At 38.2% G+C, this 20067-nt stretch carries 17 protein-coding genes; 14 read left to right on the top strand and 3 right to left on the bottom strand.

Annotation, left to right across the window (positions count from 1 at the left end; translation table 11 throughout):
- The first annotated feature begins 41 nt into the window (after positions 1-41).
- From F3H01_RS02970 to F3H01_RS02940, 7 genes are all read left to right on the top strand, one after another.
- Positions 42-860 (top strand): peptidylprolyl isomerase, encoded by an 819-nt coding sequence (locus tag F3H01_RS02970; protein WP_087577699.1) that lies wholly within the window; start codon positions 42-44, stop codon positions 858-860.
- 15 nt (positions 861-875) lie between these two features.
- A complete protein-coding gene (fbaA, locus tag F3H01_RS02965; RefSeq protein ID WP_149724781.1) occupies positions 876-1940 on the top strand; it encodes a class II fructose-bisphosphate aldolase in 1065 nt (354 codons plus the stop codon).
- Between the two features lie 4 nt (positions 1941-1944).
- A complete protein-coding gene (locus tag F3H01_RS02960; RefSeq protein WP_149724780.1) occupies positions 1945-3258 on the top strand; it encodes a MotA/TolQ/ExbB proton channel family protein in 1314 nt (437 codons plus the stop codon).
- Between the two features lie 2 nt (positions 3259-3260).
- The gene (locus F3H01_RS02955; RefSeq protein WP_410470349.1) at positions 3261-4346 is read left to right on the top strand and encodes an OmpA family protein; all 1086 of its coding nucleotides are present in this window, start codon (positions 3261-3263) and stop codon (positions 4344-4346) included.
- Positions 4339-5190: a pyridoxal-phosphate dependent enzyme gene (locus F3H01_RS02950; protein WP_107686926.1), complete on the top strand. Its 852-nt coding sequence runs from the start codon at positions 4339-4341 to the stop codon at positions 5188-5190. Before F3H01_RS02955 ends, F3H01_RS02950 begins: the two co-directional genes overlap by 8 nt.
- Entirely contained in the window at positions 5187-6479 is a 1293-nt protein-coding gene (gene hisD / locus F3H01_RS02945; RefSeq protein WP_149724778.1) for a histidinol dehydrogenase, read from the top strand. Before F3H01_RS02950 ends, hisD begins: the two co-directional genes overlap by 4 nt.
- Positions 6480-6563: 84 nt before the next feature.
- Positions 6564-7319, top strand: a complete 756-nt coding sequence (locus F3H01_RS02940; RefSeq protein WP_084109339.1) for a flagellin — start codon at positions 6564-6566, stop codon at positions 7317-7319.
- 282 nt (positions 7320-7601) lie between these two features.
- Here the strand turns inward: F3H01_RS02940 and F3H01_RS02935 are convergent, their stop codons facing one another.
- Positions 7602-8336, bottom strand: coding sequence for a HugZ family heme oxygenase (locus F3H01_RS02935; protein ID WP_180378700.1), 735 nt, complete (start codon positions 8334-8336; stop codon positions 7602-7604).
- A gap of 234 nt (positions 8337-8570) precedes the next feature.
- Between F3H01_RS02935 and F3H01_RS02930 the strand changes: the two genes are divergently transcribed.
- From F3H01_RS02930 to F3H01_RS02910, 5 genes are read left to right on the top strand one after another with little or no spacing between them, the layout of a single operon-like run.
- Positions 8571-9554, top strand: a complete 984-nt coding sequence (locus tag F3H01_RS02930; RefSeq protein ID WP_084109337.1) for a FecCD family ABC transporter permease — start codon at positions 8571-8573, stop codon at positions 9552-9554.
- Positions 9551-10318, top strand: coding sequence for an ABC transporter ATP-binding protein (locus F3H01_RS02925; RefSeq protein WP_084109336.1), 768 nt, complete (start codon positions 9551-9553; stop codon positions 10316-10318). The genes F3H01_RS02930 and F3H01_RS02925 overlap by 4 nt, the downstream gene beginning before the upstream one ends.
- A 19-nt stretch (positions 10319-10337) precedes the next feature.
- A complete protein-coding gene (locus F3H01_RS02920) occupies positions 10338-11147 on the top strand; it encodes an ABC transporter substrate-binding protein (protein WP_084109335.1) in 810 nt (269 codons plus the stop codon).
- 8 nt (positions 11148-11155) lie between these two features.
- Entirely contained in the window at positions 11156-12373 is a 1218-nt protein-coding gene (locus F3H01_RS02915; RefSeq protein ID WP_084109334.1) for a radical SAM protein, read from the top strand.
- Positions 12370-12888 carry a flavodoxin family protein gene (locus F3H01_RS02910; protein WP_084109333.1) on the top strand — a complete coding sequence of 173 codons (519 nt, stop codon included), beginning with the start codon at positions 12370-12372 and terminating at the stop codon, positions 12886-12888. Before F3H01_RS02915 ends, F3H01_RS02910 begins: the two co-directional genes overlap by 4 nt.
- 275 nt (positions 12889-13163) lie before the next feature.
- Here F3H01_RS02910 and rpoD read toward each other — a convergent pair whose 3' ends face one another.
- Positions 13164-15020, bottom strand: a complete 1857-nt coding sequence (gene rpoD / locus F3H01_RS02905; RefSeq protein WP_021091519.1) for an RNA polymerase sigma factor RpoD — start codon at positions 15018-15020, stop codon at positions 13164-13166.
- A gap of 152 nt (positions 15021-15172) precedes the next feature.
- Positions 15173-18112 carry a TonB-dependent receptor domain-containing protein gene (locus F3H01_RS02900; protein WP_084109332.1) on the bottom strand — a complete coding sequence of 980 codons (2940 nt, stop codon included), beginning with the start codon at positions 18110-18112 and terminating at the stop codon, positions 15173-15175.
- 189 nt (positions 18113-18301) lie between these two features.
- Here F3H01_RS02900 and F3H01_RS02895 point away from each other — a divergent pair, with 189 nt between their 5' ends.
- Together F3H01_RS02895 and flgG are read left to right on the top strand one after the other, a co-directional pair.
- On the top strand, positions 18302-19111 hold the full coding sequence (locus tag F3H01_RS02895) for a flagellar hook-basal body protein (protein WP_084109331.1): 810 nt from the start codon (positions 18302-18304) through the stop codon (positions 19109-19111).
- 15 nt (positions 19112-19126) lie between these two features.
- Positions 19127-19915, top strand: coding sequence for a flagellar basal-body rod protein FlgG (flgG, locus tag F3H01_RS02890; protein ID WP_021091447.1), 789 nt, complete (start codon positions 19127-19129; stop codon positions 19913-19915).
- Positions 19916-20067 lie beyond the last annotated feature (152 nt).

Genomic DNA, 20067 nt, shown 5'->3' with positions numbered 1-20067 from the left:
ATATAATCTTACCCATAAAATCAATTTTTTAAAGGATTTATATGAAAAAATTTTTGTTTCCAGCAGTTTTAAGTTTAGCAGCAGCTGTTACTCTAAATGCAGCAGTAGTTGCAACAGTTGATGGTGATGCTATAAGCGATAGCGATATTTCAAGCCTTTTGTCAGCAGCTATGCCAGGATTTGACGCTAGTAAGCTTCAACCAAATGAGAAAAAACGTATTATCGACGATCTAATAAACAGAAAACTTCTTTTAAAAGATGCTAAGTCAAGCGGTATCGAAAAAGATGTAGAGTACATCAAAGCTGTAAAAGCAGCGCAAGAAGGCATCGCAGTTGAGCTTTATATGAGAAAGCTTTTTGATGGCATAAAAGTAAGTGATAACGAGCTAAAAGATTTTTACAATAAAAATAAAGCAAGTATGAATGAGCCAGCTCAAGCAAAAGCTAGACATATCCTAGTTGAAGATGAAAAAACAGCAAACGATATTATTGCTCAGCTTAAAAATTTAAAAGGCGAGGCTCTAACTAAGAAATTTGCAGAGCTAGCAAGCCAAAAATCAATCGACAAAGGCTCAGCAGCACACGGTGGCGAGCTTGGCTGGTTTGGTCAAAGCCAAATGGTAAAACCTTTTGCAGACGCAGCATTTTCAATGGCTAATGGCACAGTTTCAACTAAGCCAGTTAAAACTCAGTTTGGCTACCACGTTATCTTAAAAGAAGATGGCAAAGCTGCTGGCACTGTAAGCTTTGAGCAAGCAAAACCAGAGATCGAGCAAGCTGTAAAAATGGAGAAATTCCAAGCTGCTGTTAGACAAAAAAGTGAAGCTCTACGCCAAAAAGCAAAGATAGAATATAAGTAAAATTTGGAGGATAAAATGGGCGTTTTAGATATCGTAAAACCTGGTGTTTTAAGCGGAGATGATGTAACAAAACTTTATGCTTATGCCAAAGAGCAAGGTTTTGCAATACCTGCTGTAAATGTCGTAGGCAGCGACTCGGTAAATGCTGTTTTAGAAGCGGCAAAGGTTGCTAACTCGCCTGTTATCGTTCAGTTTAGTAATGGCGGTGCAGGTTTTTACGCTGGTAAAGCCTGCGAAAACGCTGCCGTTCTTGGTGCGATCGCTGGAGCAAAACATGTTCATTTGCTAGCCAAGGCTTATGGTGTGCCAGTCATTTTGCACACTGACCACGCTGCTAGAAAGCTTTTACCTTGGATAGATGAGCTAGTAAAAGCAAGTCATGAGTATAAAAAAGCTCACGGCGTGCCACTTTTTAGCTCTCACATGCTTGATCTTAGCGAAGAGAGCCTGGAAGAGAATTTAAACACATGCGAGAAATATCTAAAAGAGCTTAGTGAGCTTGGTATCAGCCTAGAGATCGAGCTAGGCGTAACCGGCGGCGAAGAAGATGGCGTAGATAACACAAGCGTTGATAACGCGCTTCTTTACACTCAGCCAGAAGATGTCGCGCTTGCTTATGAAAGACTAAGTAAGATAAGCGATAAATTTAGCATCGCAGCTAGTTTTGGTAACGTTCACGGCGTTTATAAACCGGGCAATGTCGTGCTAAGACCAGAAATTCTTAAAAACTCACAAGCCTATGTGGCAAAGAAATTTAATACAAAAAGCGACAAGCCAGTAAATTTTGTATTTCATGGCGGTAGTGGCAGCGAGCTAAAAGATATCAAAAATGCTGTGAGCTACGGCGTTATCAAGATGAACATTGACACTGATACGCAGTGGGCTTTCTGGGACGGCGTACGCGAGTATGAGGCTAAAAATAGAGCATACTTGCAAGGTCAGATCGGCAACCCAGAGGGCGACGATAAACCAAATAAAAAATACTACGACCCAAGGAAATGGCTAAGAAGTGGCGAGGAGAGCATGGTTAAGCGTCTTCAGACTGCTTTTAGCGACTTAAACTGCCTAAATAGGAACTAATCCTATGCAAAATCAAAATGATTTTAGTGAGCTAAGCGTGCCAAAAGAGCGCCAAGCTCACTCTTTTTTTGTCTTTTTTAAAGTTATCTTTATCCCTTTAGCTATCTACATCTTGGCAATACTAGCGTATCTTGGCGTTATAAATTTTCAGATGAAGCTTCACACCATCGTGATGATGGGCGTTATACTCTTTGTCGCTTTTATCTTTTCACGTCACAGCGCCTTGGTAGCTTACTCAAATTTCTTAGCAAATGCCAAAGAGTACAAGATAAGGCTAAAAGAATTTATCATTGCTCACCTCTTTGAAATTTCAAGTGTCAAAAAGGCAAATGCTAAATTTGAAGATTTTTTTGAGAGCTATACAAGAAATTTTAGAAATGACAATCTAGCAAACATCGGCCAAGCAGTCTTTCCTATGCTTGGAATTTTGGGTACATTTATTAGTATCGCTATCTCCATGCCAAGCTTTAGCTCAAGTACTGCAAATGGACTTGAAAAAGAGATCGCTATACTGCTAAACGGTGTGGCTACGGCGTTTTACGTATCGATATACGGTATATTTTTAGCACTTTGGTGGATGTTTTTTGAAAAGATCGGCGTTAGTAAATTTGAGAAATTTTATATCGAGCAAAAAGAGTTAAGCCGTGAGTTTTTCTGGCAGGAAAATGAACTAAATGCAAATTTCATGAAAGCAAGTGTAGGCTACTTTAAAGATAGTCACGATGCCTTTAAAATGGTGCTTGATGATAAATTTGTAAAAGAGCTAAGCGAGCAGACAAATGAGAAATTTAACAGCCTAAAAGAGCTTTGTGAGGTTGAGAAAAATATCATCAATCAAAGCAAGGCAGAGCTCAGCGCAAGTTTAAAAATGCTAAATGAATCTGGGCTAAAACAAGATGAATTTGTAAAAATCCACTCCGATATATTAAAGGCAGTTGGCGCGTTTTCTAATGCCTTTAAAGATATGGAGGTTAAAATTTTAACCGAGCATGCAAAGCTTAGCGAAATTTTTAGCAGAAATTTAAACGCTACAAAAGAGAGCCAGCTAAAATTTGAGCAGACTATCAAGAGTTTTGATACTATTTTAAAAGAATTTTCTCTCTCTTTGATGGAAGAGCAAAACGACGCACTAAAGGAATTTAGAGCCTCGCTTGTGGAGAGTGCGACGATATTTAAGGCCGCATATGAGCAAGAGGGCAGGAGCTTGGAGCGTGAAAAAGAGCGCGAGAGCTTGATCGCTGAGCTTAAAAAGAACATAGACGAGATTGATAAAGAAGCAAATTCTGTAATAGAAAAAATCGAAAATCTAGTGCAATGAAAATGAACAAAAATAACGAGGATCAATCGAGCTTTTGGGTTTCGTACGCGGACTTGATGGCGGGCCTGCTCTTTGTTTTTATGCTGCTAATCGGTGCTGTCGTCGTAAAATACGTCCTAACTCAAAACACCCTTGAAAATAAAGAACAAGCCATCATCACAGCTTTAGCAAATTTAAAAGACGCTCAGGGTAAGAATTTCACCCTCGAAGAGCTAAATGACGCCCTAAAAAGCGAGCTTTCAAAGATAAGCGACGAAAACATAAATTTGAAAAAATCAAATGAAATTTTTGTCATCCAAATAGACGCCCTAAAAGAAAAACTAGCCCAGCTCATAGATGAAAACAAAGACGCAAATGCGAGCATAAAAGAGCTAAATGCTAGCATTTTTGATCTAAACCAAAAGATGATCGTGCTAAATGATGAAATTTCATCAAAAGATAGAGCGCTTAGCGACGCAAATGCAAGCGGCGAGAAAAATTTAGCCAAGATCGCCTTTTTGCTCGAGCAAGTAAGCAAAAAAGAGGCTAGATATGACGAGCTTTTAAGGGATCTAAACGTCACTCGCGATAGAGTTAAAAATTTAACCGGTATCAGAGTAAAAGTGATCTCAGCCTTAAAAGATAGGCTAGGATCTAGCATCGAGATTGATCCAAACTCAGGCGCGCTAAAACTTAGCTCCTCAGTGCTTTTTGATAAAGGTAGTGCGGTCCTAAAAGAAGAGGTCAAAGATGAGTTAAAGGCCACGCTTAGTAAGTATTTTGACGTGCTTTTAAATGACAAAGATATCTCCTCAAATATTGATCAAATCATAATCGAAGGCTTTACAGATAGCGACGGAAGCTATATTTATAACTTAGAGCTTTCGCAAAAAAGAGCTTATGCAGTGATGGAGTTTATAAATTCATTTAGTGGTGATACTCGCCTTAGAAAGCTACTTGTCGCAAGCGGACGAAGCTACAATGAGCTGGTTTTTAAAGACGGAGTCGAGGACAAGGACGCTTCAAGGCGCATCGAGATCAAATTTTCACTCTCAAACAAAGAGGCTATCAACGAGATAGAGAAATTTTTGGAGTTTAAGGGTGATTGATAAAATTCGCTTAAGAGGGCGAGAATTTTGGCTTTTAAGAGATGATCTGCTAGGCGAGTTTAACGGCAACAAAGCAAGAAAACTGGAGTATTTTTTAAAGGCCGATCTTAGCGGCATCAAAGCCATCGTATCTCATGGCTCAAGCCAGTCAAATGCCATGTATAGCCTAAGTCTTTTTGCCAAACTAAAAGGGCTTAAATTTTACTACGTCATCTCTCATCTAAGCTCAAATTTAGAGCAAGATCCAGTTGGAAATTTCAAATTTGCACTTGAAAATGGCATGGAAATTTTTGTGAAAGAGGAGCGCGAGAAATTTGCTAAAGAGCTAGCAAAGAGTCAAAATGCGCTCTTTATAAACGAGGGCGTGGCGCAGAGTGAGGCTGAGCTTGGCTTTATCACGCAAGCACGTGAGATCAATGAGTGGAGTAAAAAAAGTGGCATAAAGCCTGATATTTTCTTGCCCTCAGGCACAGGTACAAGCGCATGCTACCTGGCAAAACACACCGATCTTAGGGTCTTTACAGCTCCTTGCGTAGGGGATAGCGACTACCTAAAAAAGCAAATTTATGGGCTAGATAAAAACAGCAAAGTGCAAATTCTAAATCCGCCAAAGAAGTATCATTTTGGAAATTTATACAAAGAGCTTTATGAAATTTGGCTTGAAGTGTGCAAAAGTGGTGTGGAGTTTGAGCTTATCTACGACCCAGTGGGCTTTATGACGCTTTTTGCAAATTTAGATAAGCTTAGTAATGAAATTTTATATATCCACCAGGGCGGAATTTTAGGTAACATTACACAAAAGCAAAGATATGAGAGAAAACTAAAAATAAAGGATAATAGATGAAGTTTTTACACAGCAGCGACGCTGACTTTGAGAGTAAATTTTCGCAGCTTGTTAGACGAAGTGATAATGATATGAGCGCTGTAATGCCAGTGGTTGCGGGCATAATAGACGAGATAAGAAAAGATGGCGATAGTGCACTTTTTGCCCAGATAACAAAATTTGATAAATTTAGCGTCACAGGCAAAAACGACATAATAATCGACGTAAAAGAGATGGAAGCGGCCTATAACTCTCTAGATAACGCCCTAAGAGTAGCTTTAAATTTAGCTCACGATAGGATAAAAAGCTATCATGAGCGCACAAAGCCAAGTGACTGGACCTACAAAGATGAGCACGACATATTACTTGGGGCAAAATACACTCCGGTTGATCGTGCCGGCCTTTACATCCCTGGCGGTAAGGCAGCATATCCTAGCTCACTTCTTATGAACGCTGTGCCTGCTATCGTGGCTGGCGTAAAAGAGATTGTGGTTTGTACACCTGCACCAAATGGCAATGTAAATCCTTTGCTTCTTGCGGCAATGCATCTTTGTGGCATAAAAACAGCCTTTAAAGTAGGAGGCGCAAGTGCGATCGCAGCGATGGCGTACGGCACAGCGACCGTGCCAAAGGTCGATGTCATCACAGGACCTGGTAATATCTACGTGGCGGCTGCTAAAAAGTTAGTTTATGGCGACGTAAATATCGATATGATCGCTGGTCCAAGTGAGATAGGCGTGATCGCTGATGATAGCGCTGATCCTCGTCATATAGCTATTGATATGCTTTCTCAAGCCGAGCACGACGAGATAGCAAGTGCCTTTTTGATAACACCGGTAGAGGCTTTTGCAAGAGCGGTGCAAAGACACATCGAAGATGAGCTAAAGACACTAAAACGTGAAGCGATTGCAGGTGCAAGCATAAGAAATAAAGCCGCAATAATAGTAGCAAAAGATCTAAAAGAGTGTTTTGCTCTCATGAATGGGCTTGCTGTTGAGCACCTAGAGATCGCTACAAATGATGCTTTAAGCTATATGGATGAGGTGACTCATGCAGGCGCTATATTTTTTGGGCACTTTACACCTGAAGCGATGGGAGATTATATCGCTGGACCAAATCATACATTGCCAACGGGCGGAAGCGCGAGATTTTACTCACCGCTTGGAGTTGAAAATTTCATGAAGCGAAGCTCTATCATTTCAGTGAGTAGAAAAGGTATCATGCATCTTGGCAAATCATGTATGCAGCTAGCTGAAGCTGAAGGACTAACTGCTCATAAAAAATCAGTCGCAGTGAGGCTAGAAGAGTAAAGAAAAATGGATTTTATAGAGATTTTGCAACTTTTTATAGAATTTATAGTAGAATCCATAGCGAATTATTAAAAAGGAGTTGTTATGAAGTTAGGAACTTATACTGCAAACCAGGCTTCAGGAAACTATTATTTAGATCAAGCAAAAAATAGCGAGAAGAAGGCACTGAATGCCATCTCTGCAAACAGCAAGATCAAAGCATCAGGTGCAAATTTGCAAATCGCAGAGAGTTTGCTTTCACAAACAAATGTCTTAAACGAAGGTTTAGCAAATGCAAACGACATGATTGGAATGCTTCAGATCGCTGACTCAACACTTTTAAATTTAAGTAAAAATACAGATAAAATAGGTGAACTTTCAAGCAAACTCACAAATCCTGCTCTTTCGGCGAATGAACAAAAAGGCATAAAGGGCGAAATCAATGCACTAAGAAATGCTATGAGTGATAGTATAAAAGAAGCTAAATTTAACGGCAAAAACGTATTTGATACTGAGCTTGGATTTTTTACAGGCGAGAGTGCAAAAAATATAAATTTGGGCACAAATGCTCTTTTAAATGTCAAAGATGACGGCTCAAATACAGGTGAAATTTTAAAAAATATAAATTCACTTCGCTCAGAGATCGGATCAACACAAAATGCTGTATTTAGAGGCATAAATGCTCTAGCCGCAAGGAGCGTGGCAAATGCTAATAGTGTAGAAAATCTTGATAACAGCGATATCGCAAAGAGCTTGGAAGAAAATTTACAAGCAAATTTAAAGCTACATGCTGCGAGCTTAGCCAAAGCTCATGATACTACGAGCTTGGCTGCAAAACTAGATAAACTTCTAGCTGAATAAATTTTTACCGGTCTTGCACCGGTAAATTCTTTTTTAGTTTCTAATAAATTTTTATAATGATTCTATCTTGTTTGGATGAAATATGTTTATAGTTTAGATTATAGGTATAGGCATATTGAGGAATTTTGATGCTAGATTTTCTCGAGTTCAGGCAAACCCAAACCATTTTTATGATAACAAGCAAAAATATCACGGCTTGTATCTTTTAAAATTTTACAGCAACGCAAAAAATAAATTTTATGAGGTATAAATTTGTAAGACCAAACGGTCTTACAAAAGTGACTATTTTTTAGTGTGAGGGTTGTTTACTCTACCACTATCGACAACTTGGAGTCCTACTGTGTCATATGCTGCGCCAAAGCCTTTTACATATCTACCTTTTGTTGGGGTAAGTTTTACTATATAGAAGTCTTTCATCTCTTTAATAAATGCAAGTGCTGATTCATTTGCAAAGGCACTCTCAAATTTTGATATAAATTCATCTCTTACACTGTCGCTTATAAATTCAGCTTTTGCTTCAAAGCTTACTCTTACACGAGCAAATAGACTTTTTGCATCTTTTTCATCCTGAATAAAAAGGAGTGAAATTTTATCCGGGTTTTGTTTTATTGAGTGGTAGTGATCTGCTACTGATGATATGCAGATATAAAACTCATCGTTTTCTTTTATGAAAGGTGAATACGACGAAATCGCTTGCCCGTCAAGAACGCTTGAGATCACAACAGTCTTAAAGCTATTTATAAATTTCATCATTCCGCCTTGCACACTAGAGTTGTTTGTGTCGCCCTTGATGCTCATATAAAGCTCGATGATCGACTCTCTAAAACCATCTCCGCCTGCTTTGCTTAAAAATGGTACAAATGTTTTTGCCTGATCGCATGTTATTTCCATGCCATCTTCGTTTATATCAGTCATTTTGACATTTGTAGGCTCAGCTACACCACTAAATTTCTTACAAAACTCGATCACTATATCCAGATGATCCTTATTCATGTGGTCTAATGCTCTTTGTTTCAAAACCATTCTCCTTATAAAAATAAAATTGAAAATCGCAAAATCATACTAAATAAAATCTTAAAATTGATTAAAATTATCATTAATATTTTTAAAGCGAGAATTAAGCTTATTTTTTTAAAATTACGAGTTAAAAATAATATTTTAGAAAATTTATATCTTTTATTTAAAATTATATTTTCTGCTTATTTTTATGCTTTTTTGTTGTCTTTAGCTATTTGTATTAAAAGGAAATTTATGCAGGGTAGTACCAAGCTTGCCATTTTGCTTATTATGCTTATTTTTTTGCTCTCTTTTATCTCGCTTAGTATAGGCGGTTCTGACATAAGCATGAGTGAGATTTTAAATTTTATATTTAATAACAAAATAGACGAGATGAAAGAGACCATCTTGTTTGATATTAGACTACCAAGGCTTGTAATGGCTCTGCTTATAGGTATGCTTTTGGCTAGCTCGGGTGTTGTAACGCAAAGCGTCTTTTTAAATCCGCTTGCAGACCCATATATCATCGGCATAGCCGCATCTGCGACATTTGGAGCAGTAGTGGCATATCTTCTTGGCTTATCTGAAATTTATTATGGCATCTTTGCTTTTTTGTCTTCTAGCTTGCTTACCCTTGCTATTTTTGGAGTTTACAACCGTAGTCGCTCTATTGCTACACTTCTTATAATTGGTATCGCTTTTTCATCATTTCTAGGAGCATTTACGAGTTTTGCAACATATCTTATCGGTGAAGATAGCTTTAAGATAGTAGCGTGGATGATGGGCTATTTAGGTTCTGCCACGTGGCAAAAGGTCGGTATTATCGCTGTTCCGCTTATCTTTTGCATAATATATTTTTATCTAAAACGCTTTGAATTAACGATACTTTTAAGCGGAGAGGATGAGGCAAAAAGCCTTGGTATAGATGTCGATTCTCTTAAAAAGCGCCTGCTTGTTATAGCTTCGCTCACGGTTGCTTTTTCAGTCGCATTTACCGGTATGATAGGCTTTGTTGGGCTCATCATTCCACACTCTTTTAGAATGCTTTTAAACACCTCAAACAACGCTATTTTGCTACCACTTTCTACTCTTGGAGGAGGAGCTTTTTTGCTAGCTTGTGACGTTGTGGGCAAGAGTGTTTTAAGTCCGGTTGAAGTGCCAGTTGGTGTTATTAGTGCGTTTTTTGGAGCGCCATTTTTTCTATTTTTAGCACTTTATCTAAAAAGGAGTGTGCATTGAGCGTAGAAGTATCAAACTTAAGCTTTTCATACGCGCAAACAAGTGTGCTAAAAAATATAAGCTTTACTGCCAAAAGTGGAAAATTTATAGGTCTTTTGGGCTCTAATGGATGTGGCAAATCAACACTTTTAAAATGTATCTTAAATTTGCTTTCTCCAAGCGCTGGAAGTGTCAAAATTTTAGAAAAAGATGTACAAAGCTACAGCAAAAAGGAGCTTGCGAGAACGACTAGTTTTGTACCTCAAAAAAGCGCACTTACGATGCCATTAAGCGTTTTTGAGCTTGTTTTGATGGGTAGATATGCTCATCTAAAAAGCTCTTTTAGTGGTTATAGCTCTCACGATATTGCCCTAGTTGATGAGGCTTTGCAGACTTTTGGGCTGGCTAAATTTAAAGACCGAGTAGCAAACTCACTAAGTGGTGGCGAATTTGCTAGAGCTTTGCTTGCTCGTGCAATAGTTAGCGAGCCTAAAGTTTTGCTTCTTGATGAGCCTACATCAGCCCTTGATCTAAGCCACGCTATAGAGGTTTTAAAGCTTTGCTCGCATCTTACTCGTGAGCTAAATTTAGTCACCATAGCAGTACTTCATGATCTAAATTTAGCCTCACTGATATGCGATGAAATTTTAATGCTAAAAGGTGGTGTGATAGCTCATAAAGGGAGTGTCAGAGAGCTTTATAATCCAGAAATTTTAGATGAAATTTACGGCCTTAAGGCAGATATCATATATAAAAATGATATGCCATTTGTTTTACCGAAATGATAAATTTAAAGGAGATTTTATGAAAAAATTGTTTTTGATTTTTGCATTTTTGCTTGGTTTTAGCGGTGTTAGTCTAAGTGCTAAAAATATCGTTGTGCTTGATCCTGCGGTGGTTGAGATGATGTATATGCTGGAGGCTGAAGATCAGATCGCAGCTATTTCTACTCTTGAGTTTGGTAGGATTTGGCCTGAGGATAAGACAGAAAAGCTAAAGAGCGTTGGCACTTATACAAAGCCAAATTTAGAGCGTATAGTCGAGCTAAAGCCTGACCTTGTAGTTACTAGCTTTCACTCTGATGGTGTAAACGCCGACCTTGCTAAATTTGGTATAAAGACACTTACGATGCAGGCAAATAGTGTAGACGATATTTGCAAAAATATAGAAAAAATGGGCGATATCACAGGTAAAAAAGAGCGTGCCAGCGAGCTTGTGGCTAAGATAAAGCAGGACTTTTTAAAATTTCAAAACTCAAAGCTAAGCGGTAAGAAAATTTTAGGCGTTTATGCAGCTACCCCACTAGTTGCTTTTAACGATGCTAGCTTGCCTGGGGATATGTTTACTAAATTTGGTATGAAAAACGTAGCAGGTGGGTTGGCTGGAGCGATGCCGATCGTTCAAAATGAATTTATCCTAGCGCAAAATCCAGACTTCATAATAGTTGTAGGCATGAAAGATGGTAGTGATTTTTTATCGCAAAATCCAGTGCTAAAAGCAACTAGTGCGGCCAAGAACTCTAAAATTTTAAACGTCCCATCAAGTCTTGTCTTGCGCGGTACACCTCGCATAAATGAGGCCGCAAATGAGCTATTTAACACGCTTAACAAGTGAGTATACAAATGTTTAACAAACGTATAAAAGGTCATAGCGTAGCTCCTTCAAAAAGACCTGATATGGTGAGTGAAGATGAGCTGTGGGAATTTTTAGAGAGTGCACCAGATGAAAATGAAGGAGTCATCTATATCCATGTGCCATTTTGTGACAATATATGCTCGTTTTGCTCGATGAATAGGACAAAGCTTGAAGACGAGCTTGATGAATATACAAAATTTTTACTAAGCGAGATAGAAAAATACTCCGCCACGAACTACTTAAAAAGCAAAAAAATAGGTAGTGTCTATTTTGGTGGCGGCACCCCAACGATATTAAAAGAGAGACACTTGGAGCAGGTGATAAACGCACTTAAGGACAGCTTTAATATCCTGCCTGAGTGCGAATTTAGCTTAGAAAGTACGCTTCATAACCTAAATATAAGCAAGCTTCGCCTTTTAAACGAGCTTGGCGTAAATCGATACAGTATCGGCGTGCAGACATTTAGTGAAGCTGGTAGAAAGCTGCTAAATCGCACGCATAGCTCGGAGGCAGCGATAAAACATCTACGTGATCTGCGTGAGAAATTTAGTGGAATGCTTTGTGTAGATATCATATATAACTATCCTAATGAAAGCATCGATGAGGTGGTAAGAGATGCTAAGCTAGTGCGTGAGCTCGGCATTGACAGTGCGAGTTTTTATTCGCTTCAGTTTTTAGATGGCTCGGTGCTTAGCAAGACCATAAGCGAGGATTACTATGACGTAGAAGTCGATAAGAGCTTACACCACGCATTTCTAGACGAAATTTTAAGTCAAGATGACTATGAAATTTTAGAGTATACAAAGGTGGCCAAAAAGGGTAGGGACCAATATAAATATATAAGACTATCTCACGTGGGTGCTGATGTCTTGCCTCTTGGAAAAGGAGCTGGCGGCAGGCTAGGTGAGTTTGGTATCTATAACATGAGCCAAAAGATGAAAGTTATGGGTCGCATGACTGCTAGGCAGATGGAGTTTGATAGATTTGTAAATCTTTTTCAGTATCCACAAATAAGCCTTGAGCGTGTTTTTAATTTTGTGAGCCAGACGTGTGCTAATGAGCTTATGGATCTTTTTAAAAAATGTGAGGAAAGTGGATATCTAAAAATCGAAAACGACTCTTTAAATTTTACAAAAGATGGCGTATTTTGGGGAAATTCTATCGCAAATGCAGTGATGGAAATTTCTAAGAAGGAGTTTTTATGAAAAGTATTGTGATATATACATCAAAAAGTGGAAATACAAAAAAGATAGCAGAGGCTATTGCTGGTGAGCTTAGCTGTGAGGCGATAAATTTTGCCAATGCAAGTGAGATAAATTTGAGCGAGTTTGACTTTATCGCGCTTGGATACTATATAGATCAGGGCTCACCGGAGAAGGAATTTAAAAAATTTATCTCTCAAAGTGTAAAAAATAAAAAAGTGGGTTTTTTTATAACCCTTGGTGCTGATGTACCAAGTGCGCATGCAACACAGGCCATAGATCAAGGCAAAGAGCTATTTATGCAAAATGGCAATGAAATTTTGCGCACGTTTATCTGTCAAGGTGCGATTGCCCCTGAAGTAATAGAGCAACTAAAAAAACTTGGTAAAGCTATGCCTGATGATCCGAGATTTGCTCTAACGCCTGAGCGACTAGAGCGATGGGAGCGAGCCAAAACGCACCCAGATGAGGCTGATGTAAAAGCCGCAAAGGAAGCATTTAGAGGGGTTAAAATTTAAACTCATTTTGTGCCTATTTTTGCTCTAAAATTTTTAATGAGCCTGTAAAATCTTATTTTCATTAGTGAGTGTGCTGTGATTATAAGATTATAATCAATCCTTGCTAGTAAATAGAAAGCTAAAATTTACTGCAACAATATGCTCTAAAAGTTAACTAGCTTTGTTGCTCTTATAACTAAAATTTATGTGGGAGATATTTGCTTTAATGTGAGTATAAAATTTTGATTTTAGCTTCTAGCTCAAATTTGTGTGAAATTCGAGCTAGATTAAGGCTTTTAGCCTTCGATGTAGTTTTTGAGTTTTCTACCAACTTTTGGGTGTTTTAGTTTTTTGATAGCTGAGCTTTCTATTTGGCGGACGCGCTCACGAGTGACATTTAGGGCCTTGCCGATCTCCTCAAGTGTGCGGTCACTCTCATCCTCAAGCAAGCCAAATCTCATCGAAATAACCGCTTTTTCACGCTCATTTAGTTGCGAAAGCACATCGTCAATTTGCTCTCTAAGGTCACTTTTTAAAATTTGCTCTATCGGAGAAAGAGAGCTTTTATCCTCTACAAAATCTCCAAATTTACCGTCTTCTTCGTTTGCGATAGGAGCTTCAAGACTGATAGGCTCTTTTGTTATTTTGATGACTTGTTTTACCTTATCAACGCTTAGCCCAACCTCTTTTGCGATAACGCTTACATCAGGCTCTTTTCCCTCTTCTTGGAGGTATTTGCGGTTTATTTTGTTGATACGATTTATCGTCTCTATCATATGGATAGGTATCCTAATCGTCCTTGCCTGATCGGCGATCGCACGCGAAATAGCTTGGCGGATCCACCATGTGGCGTAGGTTGAAAATTTATAGCCTTTTCTATATTCAAATTTATCAACCGCTTTCATAAGGCCAATGTTACCCTCTTGGATGAGATCCAAAAATGGCAAACCCCTGTTTGTATAGCGTTTCGCGATACTTACAACTAGACGGAGGTTTGACTTAGCCATTCTAGCTTTTGCCTCGTCAGAAATTTTCTTTCCACGTTTGATCTGCTCTAAAATTTCTTTTAGCCTTGTTGGCTCAAGATCAAAGCCTTGCTTGCTCGCCTCTTTTGTAGTAAATAGCTTTTTGATCTCGACATAAGTTGAGACCATTGTAGCTTCTGGCACACGAGCTGCGATCTCTTCTTTGCTAAGCTTTATGATATCTTTTAAGATACTTTTGTGATTTTTCTTAAGCTCGTCGCTAAACATCGGTAGGCGATACTCCAAACGTTTTAGCTCTCTGTCAAATTCGTCGTCGCTTTTTAGTGCTGTCTCCATTGATTTTACGATCTCGCTAATTAGCTTGCTTGTTGGGCCAAGATCCATTAGCTTCTCTTTTAAAATTTTCTTTTTAAATGCAAGAGTCATCTTTGAAGCTGTGTCATCGCTCTCAACTTTATCTTGTTTGTTTGCAGTCTTTAGCCACTCTTTTTTTGCCTTTTCGAGGGCCTTAAAGCTCTCTATAACTTTTTCAGCGCGCTTATCGTTTTTGGCTGATTTTTTAGGAGCTTCGTTTTCTTCGTTCTCTTCATCTTCCTCGTCTATATCGTCTTCACTATCTTCATTTTCTTCGTTTTCACTCTCGTCTTCAAAGCTCTTAAAAAGCTCTTTTACACGGCGTTCTCTATTGATGAGCGGCTCTTTATAGTCAAGTATAAAATCGATCAAAAATGGCACAGAACAAAATGCATCGATAATGATATCTTCGCCAAGCTCGATCCTTTTGCTGATCTCTACCTCTTCATCTTTTGTAAGAAGCGCGATCTGCCCCATCTCTCTTAGATACATCCTGACAGGACTATCAGATCTTGACCACTCTAAAAGGTCACTTTCGCCTGAAAGATCGAGATCCTCGTCGATATCTTGATCACTTTTTTGAGCGTTTTCTTGACGCTTTTTAGCATCGGCTAAATTTCTAAGCTTTGCGGCCTCAGCAGATGTGATGAGCTGGACTTTATTTGTTTTTGCTAGTTGTTCTATCTTTTTTACTATCGTAGCAGTCGGAGCTTTGTCTAATAATTTTACTAATTTTTCGTATGTTAAAAAGCCTTTTGCATTTTCAGCGAAAAGCTCTTCTATCTGAGAAAAAGAGTCTTTTGCGGCGCTCATAAATTTCCTTTCGAATCGTCTAATTGTGATTTAAGTGTTGTTTAAAAGAAAGTGGATTATACCCAAATTTTTTAAAAAGTGCATCAAAACAGTGAAATTTTATCTATACAAAGCTACCGCAAAAGTCTAAAATTGCGGTAGCTATAAAATTATTAAAACGTCATTTCAAATGTTAGCTTGAAATTTCTACCAGGTGAGTAAAATCTAGCAAGGCCCCTGCCAGTTTCTTTATTTACCATATTATTTGTGCCAAAAGTTCTTATACTTCTTGCACTATCCCAGCTTGTGTATTTTCTATCTGTGATGTTATACACACCTGCTGTAAATGTGAAATTTTTCATCGGTCTGTAAAATGCTACAAAATCAAATAGACTGTATGTATTACTGACATATCTAACATAAGTATTTTTTGCATCTGGATCGTCTTTGGCATAGATATTGTAAGTATCTTCTGGACGTTTTGCTTTTACGTGCGTCATATATAGATTTGCTCCAAATTTATTATTTTTGGTGTGATATCCGACGTTATAGACAAATTTTGCTGGCTGGATGGCATTCATTGGAGCGTCTAGCTTGCCACTTTCATCTACTGACATTCGTCCTTTTTGGTATAGGTATTTATAGCCGACATTAAAGCCACTTAGTCCACTATAAACTTGCTCTAGGTCTAGATTTGCACTTAGCTCAACACCTCTTACGCGAGCCTTTGCTCTATTTACGTTTTGATATTTTTCTACTGGCATTCTACTACCGGCGTTACCGTATGTTAGCGTACCACGACCGATGTACTTTAGATCGATGAAATTTTTATAGTCAGTTTGAAAGAGATTTATCGTAAAAAAGCTAGGCGAGTTATGAAGAGTTACAGCAAATTCTTTTGTTTTTGCGATCTCAGGCTGAAGGGCTAAATTTGGAAATATCGTAAAATCAGGATGCTGAAAAGTAAAATAAATTTCATCAGATGTTGGAGCTCTAAAGCCATTTGCGTATTTTGCCTGAAGTCTTATGTGTTCAAATGGGTCAAAATTTGTCGCAAGTGAATACGAATGATGTGTAAAATCTCTCTTTTGACTTGCTAGATATAGTGCATTTTCTTCAGCGTTTTTGGTTTTTATCCTTTTTGCTTCTTCTGGGCTAGTGCCAGGTGGTATGGTAAAAGGTATAAAAACACCAGCAAAAAGATCAGTTGGTAACTTTGGTGTTTTGCCTGGTATGTAGCTTGGATTGTGTGTTATTTTGTCAAATCTATAGTTTAAATCAACGCTTAAAATTTCAGTCAAAGATATATCATCACCTAGATAAAATGCCTTTGTCTTCGTCTCAACAGGTATCAAAAAGCTAAATTTATCATCCTCATGTCTACAAAGCGTACTGTACTCATTTCCGCCGTGAGGCATACATTTGTCTGGTTGCCAGTTTTGAGATAAGCCTGTGCCTTTGTTTGCCATGCCAAAGAAATATTTCGCCCACCATGCCTTATTATACGCCTCATAGCCTTGCCTATTTACCATGCTTTTATCTGTTTGATTATAAAGCCCACCGTATTTTAAGGCGTGATCCATTTTAAATAGACTAAATTCCTTTGTTGCATCTAAATTTAGCTGTTTTGTATCGGTATTTAGATCCCTGTCTTTCCAGTTATTTTCAATGTATCCTGGAGCTCTTGGCAAAAGTAGTTCCTCAAATCTATTTTTTGGAGTAAGTTCTGCATATTTTCCATTGCCATCTGGCATATTTTGTGGAGTTAGATCGTAGGTTTCATATTTTTTAGTTGTTTTATTAAAAAGTGTTAAAGGTTTGGAACAATCATACTGGTTGCAATCAACAAGAAGTTTATCTACTCCACGATGTGTTCTTCCATAGAATGTTTCGTCTACTTCGTTTCCATGACTATCAAACACGATATCTTGAGGAAAAGTGAAGCCAGCTCCAGGCCAAGGCTCTTTTTCTACTTGTCTCATTTCTAAGTCACCACCATATTTATCTACCAGTTTACCTTCGTTATTTAACTTTAATCCTGATGGATTTAGCAGGCCCTGACAGTCATTTTTATCGCAGTACTCATCAGTCCTTGCTTTTAGCTGGATCTTTTGTTTTGAGTAGGTTAGCTTCATGCTATCCCAAAGTGGATTTTCATCGTAGTTTTCGTATGTGTAAAAGATATTTTCGCGCTTATTTTTGTCATTTACGTGCCTTGTGTCGGTACTATAGACTATGTCATTTGTATTACCACTTTGAAAAAGAGCAAATTTATACGACCAGTCAGTACCTACTGTCTCTTTTGTACTTCTATCGATTCCTACGCTAAAGCGGTTCGTTTCATTAAAATTTACACCAAATTTAAATAGCCTACTATCTGTATTTATGGTATAAGGATCTGGTTTTTCTCTCTCTTTGCCAAGCACGCTATCATCGTATGTCTTGTAACCCCAGTTTTTCATCTCATGACCATCTCTTTTTGTAGTGATAAAGAGAATATCAAACCATTTTGCTCGTGCGGCCATCGTATGAGAAAATAGTTTTTCATCGTTGGCTGATGATTTTTGTGCTTTAAAGCCGTAAAACCAGTCTTTTTCTGTAAGATAGTCTCTGGCGTCTTTTGTTTCAAACATTACAGAGCCACCAAGTGCACCTGAGCCGGTTTTTATACTATCTGCTCCTTTTGTAATATTTACTTGCTGGATGTTTTCTATCTCTACGCCATTTCTTGTATTGTTAAAATTTCCATATCCTTCAAAGAGATCCTTAAATCCCTGTGATGAAAGTGTTTCAGCTTGATTAAGTCCATCGATACTGATAGCCACACGGTTTTCGTCAACGCCTCTTATAGCATATCCGCTAGAGCCAAAGCGACCAGTCTCAACTACGCTTACACCAGTGTCATAGCGCACCATATCTCTAGTATCGCTTACTTGTTGTTTGGTAAGCTCACTTGCTGTCTTTTTTACTTCACTAATCTTTTTATTCTTTACGTTTTCTTCTTCCGCAGTTACCTCTACTCCGCCAAGTTCAACTTCTTTTATATTCTCACTTTCTTGGGCCAACAAATTTAAGCCAGCACAAAACAAAACAACTAGTGAAGTCTTTTTCATAATAGTATGTATCCTTTTTTGTATTTTTATTGTTTTTAATAGTCATTATCTATATTGAAGTCGCAAATCTTAACATTAAATAAATAAATTATTTATTAAACTTTATGAAATATTTAATAATTAAAAAATTAAAATTTTGGAACAGCTATTGCTTTAAAACCGTGACAATAATTAATTTTAGGAAAATGCATGCAAAATGGTTATTATCAAGCCACTGCTGGCATGGTAACGCAGTTTAACAGACTAAATGTGATCTCAAACAATCTTGCAAATGTAAATACGATCGGCTACAAGCGAAATGACGTAGTTATCGGAGATTTTGCGAGAATTTTTAAAGAGACACAAGATGAGCTTCCACTTAAAAATCACACAAAAGATGGAGCAAAATTTTTAAATAGAACGCTTAATCGCGTGCCACAAGTGAGCGAAGAATACACCGACTTTAGTGCTGGTGGCTTTAAATACAGCTCAAACACGCTTGATTTTGCGATAAAAAGAGATGACGCATTTTTCTTAGTTGATACCCCAAATGGTGTAAAGCTTAGCAAAAACGGCTCTTTTAGCCTTGATGGCGACGGCTATATCGTCACAAAGGAGGGCTATAAGGTTTTACCAAGTGGCTATGAGGCACAAAGCCCCGGTCAAAGAGGCATTCAAGTACCACAAGGTGAGGTGCTAACTGCTGATAAAAATGGAAATTTATACTCAAATAATAATCAATTTTCTAAATTTTTTATCGCTCAGCCAAGAGAGATAAGAGATCTTAAAAAGGTCGGCGACAACCTCTTTGAAACTAGAAATTTTAACGACATCACAGAGCTTGATGAGGCTGATAGCGTAATGCAAGGATATGCTCAGATGTCAAACGTAAACCCAGTTTTAGAAATGGTTGGTCTTATAGAAACCCAGCGCTTAGTTGATATGTATCAAAAGGTTATGACAAGCCACATGAACGATCTTAACCAAGATGCTGTTCAAAAACTAGCTCTAAAAGCTTAATAAAAGGATAAAACTATGATGAGATCACTTTACACTGCGGCCACTGGCATGATAGCTCAGCAGACGCAGATAGACGTAACCTCACACAACATCGCAAACGTAAATACCTATGGATACAAGAAAAATAGGGCTGAATTTGCTGATCTTATGTATCAAGTCATGGAGTATGCAGGTACGGCTACAAGCCAGACTACCACAAGCCCAACAGGCATTGAAGTGGGTCTTGGCGTGCGTCCAACGGCGATAAATAAAATTTTCTCCCAGGGCTATTTCAAAGAGACCAGCAACAACCTAGATATGGTAATAGCGGGCAATGGATTTTTTCAGATTCAGCTGCCTGATGGCACAACAGCCTATACTAGAAATGGTGCATTTAAGCTTGATGCAAACGGCACTATTGTAAATAGCGATGGCTATCAGCTCATCCCTCAGATCACAGTCCCTGCAAATGCGACGCAAATTTCTATCGGCACAGATGGCACCGTATCAGTGCTCCAAGCAGGTGAGAGAGAGATGGCTCAGATAGGTCAGATCGAGCTAGCAAATTTCATAAACCCAGCTGGCCTTCACTCAATGGGTGATAATAACTATCTAGAAACAAGCGCTAGTGGTAACGTGGTGGTAGGTGTAGCAGGACTTGACGGACTTGGTACGATCAGACAAGGATTTGTCGAGATGAGTAACGTCCAACTGGTCGAAGAGATGACTGATCTTATAACTGGTCAGCGCGCATACGAGGCAAACTCAAAGGCTATAACTACGAGTGATTCGATGCTTGAAATAGTAAATGGGCTTAAAAGGTAGGTAGTATGAACGCGACTCTAGCTATTGTTGGGCTTATACTACTTTATAAAACAGACGCATTAATTTGGTCTAAATTATAAATTTGGCAGTACTATTGTTGCTTGATGAATTATAAATTTTTGAGGCATCTTTGTAACTGCCTGTAAAATTTT

This window comes from Campylobacter concisus (assembly GCF_902460875.1).
Lineage (GTDB): Bacteria > Campylobacterota > Campylobacteria > Campylobacterales > Campylobacteraceae > Campylobacter_A > Campylobacter_A concisus_AA.
This window is presented reverse-complemented; position numbering and strand designations above follow the sequence as displayed.

What these genes read in the sequence shown, in the direction of transcription:
- hisD (WP_149724778.1), top strand. Translation starts at nt 5,187, where the DNA reads ATGAAGTTTTTACACAGCAGCGACGCTGACTTTGAGAGTAAATTTTCG.
- fbaA (WP_149724781.1), top strand. Translation starts at nt 876, where the DNA reads ATGGGCGTTTTAGATATCGTAAAACCTGGTGTTTTAAGCGGAGATGAT.
- F3H01_RS02895 (WP_084109331.1), top strand. Translation starts at nt 18,302, where the DNA reads ATGCAAAATGGTTATTATCAAGCCACTGCTGGCATGGTAACGCAGTTT.
- F3H01_RS02940 (WP_084109339.1), top strand. Translation starts at nt 6,564, where the DNA reads ATGAAGTTAGGAACTTATACTGCAAACCAGGCTTCAGGAAACTATTAT.
- F3H01_RS02960 (WP_149724780.1), top strand. Translation starts at nt 1,945, where the DNA reads ATGCAAAATCAAAATGATTTTAGTGAGCTAAGCGTGCCAAAAGAGCGC.
- F3H01_RS02915 (WP_084109334.1), top strand. Translation starts at nt 11,156, where the DNA reads ATGTTTAACAAACGTATAAAAGGTCATAGCGTAGCTCCTTCAAAAAGA.
- F3H01_RS02955 (WP_410470349.1), top strand. Translation starts at nt 3,261, where the DNA reads ATGAACAAAAATAACGAGGATCAATCGAGCTTTTGGGTTTCGTACGCG.
- F3H01_RS02900 (WP_084109332.1), bottom strand. Translation starts at nt 18,112, where the DNA reads ATGAAAAAGACTTCACTAGTTGTTTTGTTTTGTGCTGGCTTAAATTTG.
- rpoD (WP_021091519.1), bottom strand. Translation starts at nt 15,020, where the DNA reads ATGAGCGCCGCAAAAGACTCTTTTTCTCAGATAGAAGAGCTTTTCGCT.
- flgG (WP_021091447.1), top strand. Translation starts at nt 19,127, where the DNA reads ATGATGAGATCACTTTACACTGCGGCCACTGGCATGATAGCTCAGCAG.
- F3H01_RS02970 (WP_087577699.1), top strand. Translation starts at nt 42, where the DNA reads ATGAAAAAATTTTTGTTTCCAGCAGTTTTAAGTTTAGCAGCAGCTGTT.
- F3H01_RS02920 (WP_084109335.1), top strand. Translation starts at nt 10,338, where the DNA reads ATGAAAAAATTGTTTTTGATTTTTGCATTTTTGCTTGGTTTTAGCGGT.
- F3H01_RS02930 (WP_084109337.1), top strand. Translation starts at nt 8,571, where the DNA reads ATGCAGGGTAGTACCAAGCTTGCCATTTTGCTTATTATGCTTATTTTT.
- F3H01_RS02910 (WP_084109333.1), top strand. Translation starts at nt 12,370, where the DNA reads ATGAAAAGTATTGTGATATATACATCAAAAAGTGGAAATACAAAAAAG.